The following is a 6,419-nucleotide window of genomic DNA, read 5'->3' as shown; positions in this document are numbered from 1 at the left end:
CTAGTCAGATGTTTGAAGACAAGAGGTATAGATTTTATTCTCAATGTTGTTGGTGATACATATCCTGCAAATCCATCATCTCTTACAGAAAATGATATAGCCAATTTAAAAATAGAGTTCGAGAAGGAAATATTCTTTCATGGCTATCTTTGTGACCTTCGCAATATTTATGCTGAAACTGACGTTTTACTCCTTTTATCAAAACATGAAGGGTTTCCTGTTGTAGTCATGGAGGCGAATGCATGTGGTGTTCCAGCGATATGCTATTCTGTGCCGGGGTGTGTTGATGCGATTGAAACTGGAATTAATGGTTTTCTGTTTGACGAGGGTGAGATCGACGGTATTGTAAAATTAATTAGCACTCAAGACTTTTCATTATTGGCAACTCAATGTCGAAGTTATGCAGAAAATAATTTTAATCAAGTAAACAAGAATAGAGCTATTATTGAGGCGATCGAATCGTTATGAAAAAGGCATTAATCACGGGTATTACTGGTCAGGATGGTTCTTATTTAGCCGAGTTTTTACTCGAGAAAGGCTATCAGGTTCATGGTATTAAACGACGTTCATCTTCTTTTAATACCAGCCGTATTGATCATATTTACCAAGACCCTCATGAGGTCAACCCTCATTTCCTTTTGCACTACGGTGATTTGACTGATACTTCTAATTTGATTCGCTTAGTTAAAGAAATTCAACCCGACGAAATTTATAACTTAGGCGCTCAGTCTCATGTGGCTGTTTCTTTCGAATCGCCAGAGTATACCGCAGACGTAGATGCTATGGGTACTCTTCGTTTATTAGAAGCTATTAGGATCAATGGACTAGATAAGAAAACTCGTTTTTATCAGGCTTCTACTTCCGAGCTGTATGGTTTGGTTCAAGAAATACCCCAAAGAGAAACAACACCATTCTATCCTCGTTCTCCGTATGCAGTAGCGAAGATGTATGCTTATTGGATTACAATTAATTACCGTGAGTCCTATGGCATATATGCTTGCAATGGTATTTTGTTCAACCATGAGTCCCCTCGTCGTGGAGAAACGTTTGTTACTCGTAAAATTACGCGGGCTATTGCTAACATAGCGTTAGGGTTGGAAGATTGCTTGTACCTAGGAAATATGGATTCTCTGCGTGATTGGGGTCATGCGAAAGATTACGTGCGTATGCAGTGGATGATGCTACAGCAGGACCATCCTGAAGACTTTGTTATTGCAACCGGTAAACAGATTACTGTCAGAGAGTTTGTACGTATGTCTGCAAAAGAGGCCGGTATCGAAATTGAATTTTCAGGTAAAGGACTGGATGAAATTGCAACGATATCAGCAATCAGCGGTGATCATGTAACTTCGGCAAAAGTAGGTGATATTATTGTTCGTGTTGATCCTCGATATTTCCGTCCCGCAGAAGTAGAGACTCTATTAGGTGATCCAACAAAAGCGAAAGAAAAGTTGGGTTGGATACCAGAGATAACTGTTGAAGAGATGTGCGCTGAAATGGTTGCTGGTGATTTACAGCAGGCTAAGCAGCATGCTTTGCTGAAGTCTAACGGTTTTGATGTGTCTATTACTTTAGAGGGTTAATAAGAATGGTTATGAAGCGCGTATTTGTGGCTGGCCATCGTGGTATGGTTGGGTCAGCTATTGTCCGTCAGCTGAAAGACCGTAGAGATATTGAATTGGTGCTTAAGCCACGTACAGAATTGGATTTAATGTCTCAATCAGATGTACAGGAGTTTTTCATTGCAGAGGCTATTGATGAAGTTTATCTAGCTGCCGCAAAAGTAGGTGGAATTCAAGCTAATAATAATTATCCTGCTGAATTTATTTATGAAAACTTAATAATTGAGTGCAATATTATCCATACTGCTCATTCGGTGGGTATACAAAAATTACTCCTTTTAGGTTCGTCATGTATTTATCCAAAAATGGCAGAACAGCCTATGAAAGAGTCTGCGTTACTTACTGGTGTATTGGAACCTACCAATGAGCCTTATGCAATCTCTAAGATAGCCGGTATTAAATTGTGTGAATCATACAATCGGCAATACAACCGTGATTACCGTAGTGTTATGCCAACTAATCTCTATGGTGAAAATGACAATTTCCATTCTGAGAACTCACATGTTATTCCTGCATTACTACGCCGGTTTCATGAAGCAAAAATGCGTAATGACAACGAAATAATTGTTTGGGGAACTGGTAAACCGATGCGTGAGTTCTTGCATGTAGATGATATGGCAGCAGCCAGCATACATGTGATGGAGCTGGCAGATGATGCCTATACAACCAATACTCAGCCCATGTTATCTCATATTAATGTTGGAACTGGTGTTGATTGTACTATTCGTGAACTAGCTGAAACGATTGCTAACGTAGTTGGCTTTTACGGTAAACTGACTTTTGATTCAAGTAAACCCGATGGTGCACCTCGTAAGCTTATGGATGTGAGTCGTTTGAAAAAACTAGGCTGGCAGTATCAGATTTCCTTGGATAAAGGGTTAAAGATGACCTATCAGTGGTTCTTGGATAATCAGGACAATTTTAGGAAGTAACTACTTATGCTATTACCTGTAATTATGGCTGGGGGAGCTGGCAGTCGTTTATGGCCTTTATCTCGGACACACTATCCTAAGCAATTCTTGGCACTTACGTCAGAATTAACGATGCTCCAAGAAACCTTATTGAGATTACAGAATCTACCCCATCTTTCACCATTAGTGATATGTAATGAAGAACATAGGTTTATTATTGCTGAGCAACTTCGGCAGCAAAATCTATTATATAGTGGCATTGTGTTGGAACCTGTAGGACGTAATACTGCTCCTGCAATTGCATTGGCGGCATTGCTTGCTACATTAACTGGTGAAGACCCGATCTTATTGGTATTAGCAGCTGATCATGTGATACAGGATAACCCTGCATTCATTCGTGCTGTCCAGCGAGCTGAGCCTCTTGCCGAAATGGGTAAATTGGTCACTTTCGGACTAGTCCCTAATACACCTGAAACGGGATATGGTTATATTCGGCAGGGTAAACAGATTGGGGATGATGCTTTTCAGGTAGATGCTTTTGTAGAAAAACCTGATTTAACTAAAGCAGAGCAATATTTAGTGTCTGGTGATTATTATTGGAATAGTGGGATGTTTGTGTTCAAAGCATCTCGTTATTTGCAAGAATTGGAAAAGCATCGACCAGATATTTTTGAAGCCTGCAAAAATGCTATTGCGGGACAACACAAGGATCTAGATTTTATTCGCCTCGATGAGGCTGCATTCTGTAACTGCCCCGAGGAGTCCATTGATTATGCAGTCATGGAAAAAACAAGCGATGCGGTAGTGGTTCCTATGAATGCACAATGGAGTGATGTAGGCTGTTGGTCAGCGCTCTGGGAAATCAATGATAAAGATGGTCATGGCAATGTTGTTCGCGGCGACGTGCTAACGGAAGATACAAATAATAGTTATATCTATTCTCAGAATAGATTAGTAGCCACTGTTGGAATTAATGATCTAATCATTGTTGAAACTAAAGATGCTTTATTGGTCGCTGATAAAAATAAAGTGCAAAGCGTCAAAGAGATCGTTGAGCAACTAAAGCTTGGTTTACGATCTGAATATCTACAGCATCGGGAAATCTATCGACCATGGGGGTCACATGACGCAATTGCTGAAGGCACCCGATATCATGTGCAGCATGTGACAATCAAGCCAGGGCAGCGCACTGCAACTCAAATTCATCATCATCGTGCTGAACATTGGGTTGTCGTCTCTGGGACGGCTAAAGTGTACAGAGATTACGAAAGTTATTTAGTAACAGAGAACGAATCTACCTATATTGCTGTTGGGGTGGCCCACTCTATTGAGAATCCAGGAAAACTTCCTTTGGAGATAATAGAAGTTCGCACTGGAAGCTACTTAGAAGAAGATGATATTGTTCGAATTGAGCATAAAATATAGAGCTAGAAAATTATGAGTAAATTAAGTTGTTTTAAAGCCTACGATATTCGTGGCCGATTAGGTGATGAGTTAAATGAAGATATTGCTTACAGAATAGGCCGAGCATATGGTGAGTTTGAAAAACCTAAGAAAGTAGTGGTCGGCGGCGATGTCAGATTAACCAGTGAGAGTCTTAAATTAGCACTTTCTCGGGGGCTACAGGATGCAGGTGTTGATGTGTTAGATATTGGTTTATCTGGTACTGAAGAGATATATTTCTCTACTTTTCATCTGGATGTTGATGGTGGAGTAGAGGTAACTGCTAGTCATAATCCAATTGATTATAATGGCATGAAACTGGTCCGTAAAAATGCATGCCCTATTAGTGGGGATACTGGTTTGCGAGATATTCAGCGTTTAGCAGAAATAAATGAATTTTCTGCAACAGATCCTTCAAAAAAAGGCAGTTATGAAAGAGTATCTATTGTTGATGACTATATTGAGCACTTAATCGGATATATAAATCCATCGTTACTTAAACCGCTGAAATTAGTTATTAATAGCGGGAATGGTGCGGCAGGACATGTAATTGATGCACTTGAAAAGCGATTTTCTGCTTTAGATATCCCGGTTACTCTGATTAAAATCCATAATGAACCAGATGGTACTTTCCCTCATGGTATACCTAATCCATTATTACCCGAATGTCGGCAGGATACTACGGATGCGGTGTTAGCTTATGGTGCAGATATGGGGATTGCTTTTGATGGTGATTTTGACCGTTGTTTCTTTTTTAGTCATAACGGAGATTTTATTGAAGGATATTATATTGTAGGTCTTTTGGCTGAATTTTTTCTTCAAAAACAATCGTCTAGCAAGATAATTCATGATCCCCGCTTAACCTGGAATACGATAGATATCGTAAACTCTTTCGGTGGAAGACCTATAATGTCTAAAACTGGTCACGCATTTATCAAAGAACGTATGCGAAAAGAAGATGCGGTTTATGGTGGTGAAATGAGTGCTCATCATTATTTCCGTGATTTTGCTTATTGTGATTCAGGTATGATTCCATGGTTACTCATTTCGGAAATTATGTCCGTCAAGGGGAAAAGTCTGGAACAATTAGTAAAAGAGCGCATGCTAGCCTACCCTGCATCGGGAGAGATAAATTCCCAACTAAGAGATCCAATATCTGCGATAGCTCGAGTTCGTGCTACATATGAAGCTAGGGCTATGAATATTGATGAAACTGATGGGGTTAGTATGGAGTTTGCTGAATGGCGTTTTAATTTACGCAGTTCAAACACAGAATCTGTTGTGCGATTAAATGTTGAATCAAAACATGATGAACAGTTAATGAAAGAAGAGACTTCCAGTATTATAAGAATATTAAGAGAGTGACTGTTATTAAATATATCTATCTTATGTAAAATAGATAGAGTGTGTGAAATGGAAAATATATGACTATACTAGTTACTGGTGGTGCAGGATACATAGGTTCCCATACAGTGCTCAAATTATTAGAGCAAGGGGAAAATGTTGTGGTTCTTGATAATTTAGTTAATTCATCAGTTGAGTCATTATCACGTGTGTCCAAAATTTGTGGGCGAAAACCTATTTTTTATCAAGGTGACATACTTGATAGAGCTTGCGTTAAACGTATTTTATTAAATTATGAAATTGATTCTGTCATCCATTTTGCTGGATTGAAGTCGGTAGGCGAGTCCGTTAGTAAACCTATTGAGTATTATCAGAATAATGTCATTGGCTCCATAGTTTTACTTGAAGAAATGCATGCTGCTAATGTAACAAAACTAATCTTTAGTTCCTCGGCTACTGTATATGGAGAGCCCGAATTTGTTCCATTAACGGAGAATGCTAAGGTCGGTGGAACAACTAATCCATATGGCTCTTCAAAAGTAATGGTTGAGCAAATACTGCAAGATTTCTCCCAAGCTCATCCTTACTTTTCAATTGTATCCTTACGCTATTTTAATCCAGTCGGTGCTCACTCCTCGGGTTTGATTGGTGAAGATCCTAATGGAAAACCGAATAATTTATTACCTTTTATTACCCAAGTTGCTATTGGTAAATTAGCTAAGCTTGCTGTATATGGCAATGATTATAATACACCGGATGGTTCTGGTGTTAGGGATTATATCCATGTTATGGATCTTGCTGAAGGACATTTAAGTACTTTAAACCATTTATCTCCTGGATATCGGACCTATAATTTAGGCACAGGAGTTGGTTATTCTGTTTTACATATCATCAAAGAATTTGAGAATATTACGAACATAAAAATCCCTTTTGAGATTGTTTCTCGTCGTCCTGGTGATATTGCCGAGTGCTGGGCTAGTCCCGCACTAGCACGTCGGGAGTTAGGCTGGTATGCAAAAAGAACTTTAGTTGATATGCTTCAGGACGCTTGGAAATGGCAAAAAATGAATCCTAATGGTTATAACTGTTAGTTATTATT

At 39.1% G+C, this 6,419-nt stretch carries 6 protein-coding genes; all 6 read left to right on the top strand.

What is annotated here, in order from left to right; translation table 11 throughout:
* Positions 1–468 (top strand): glycosyltransferase (locus V1952_RS19160; RefSeq protein WP_420075334.1); only part of this gene is annotated, 468 nt, incomplete at its 5' end.
* A complete protein-coding gene (gene gmd / locus V1952_RS19155; protein WP_420075333.1) occupies positions 465–1,583 on the top strand; it encodes a GDP-mannose 4,6-dehydratase in 1,119 nt (372 codons plus the stop codon). The genes V1952_RS19160 and gmd, both read left to right, overlap by 4 nt.
* A gap of 5 nt (positions 1,584–1,588) precedes the next feature.
* Positions 1,589–2,554, top strand: a complete 966-nt coding sequence (fcl, locus tag V1952_RS19150) for a GDP-L-fucose synthase (RefSeq protein WP_420075332.1) — start codon at positions 1,589–1,591, stop codon at positions 2,552–2,554.
* Positions 2,555–2,560: 6 nt separating this feature from the next.
* Positions 2,561–3,958: a mannose-1-phosphate guanylyltransferase/mannose-6-phosphate isomerase gene (locus V1952_RS19145; RefSeq protein ID WP_420075331.1), complete on the top strand. Its 1,398-nt coding sequence runs from the start codon at positions 2,561–2,563 to the stop codon at positions 3,956–3,958.
* A 12-nt stretch (positions 3,959–3,970) separates the two neighbouring features.
* Complete coding sequence (gene cpsG, locus V1952_RS19140) at positions 3,971–5,341, top strand: phosphomannomutase CpsG (RefSeq protein WP_420075330.1); 1,371 nt, start codon at positions 3,971–3,973, stop codon at positions 5,339–5,341.
* Between the two features lie 59 nt (positions 5,342–5,400).
* Positions 5,401–6,411, top strand: a complete 1,011-nt coding sequence (gene galE, locus V1952_RS19135; RefSeq protein ID WP_420075329.1) for a UDP-glucose 4-epimerase GalE — start codon at positions 5,401–5,403, stop codon at positions 6,409–6,411.
* The last annotated feature ends 8 nt before the right edge of the window (positions 6,412–6,419 follow it).

This window comes from Yersinia sp. 2542 StPb PI (assembly GCF_048593855.1).
Classification (GTDB): domain Bacteria; phylum Pseudomonadota; class Gammaproteobacteria; order Enterobacterales; family Enterobacteriaceae; genus Yersinia; species Yersinia enterocolitica_E.
The sequence above is the reverse complement of the archived record's forward strand: the minus strand, read 5'-3'. Positions and strand labels throughout refer to the sequence as shown.

Coding starts and splice junctions, on each gene's coding strand:
- cpsG (WP_420075330.1), top strand. CDS start 3,971: ATGAGTAAATTAAGTTGTTTTAAAGCCTACGATATTCGTGGCCGATTA.
- fcl (WP_420075332.1), top strand. CDS start 1,589: ATGGTTATGAAGCGCGTATTTGTGGCTGGCCATCGTGGTATGGTTGGG.
- V1952_RS19145 (WP_420075331.1), top strand. CDS start 2,561: ATGCTATTACCTGTAATTATGGCTGGGGGAGCTGGCAGTCGTTTATGG.
- gmd (WP_420075333.1), top strand. CDS start 465: ATGAAAAAGGCATTAATCACGGGTATTACTGGTCAGGATGGTTCTTAT.
- galE (WP_420075329.1), top strand. CDS start 5,401: ATGACTATACTAGTTACTGGTGGTGCAGGATACATAGGTTCCCATACA.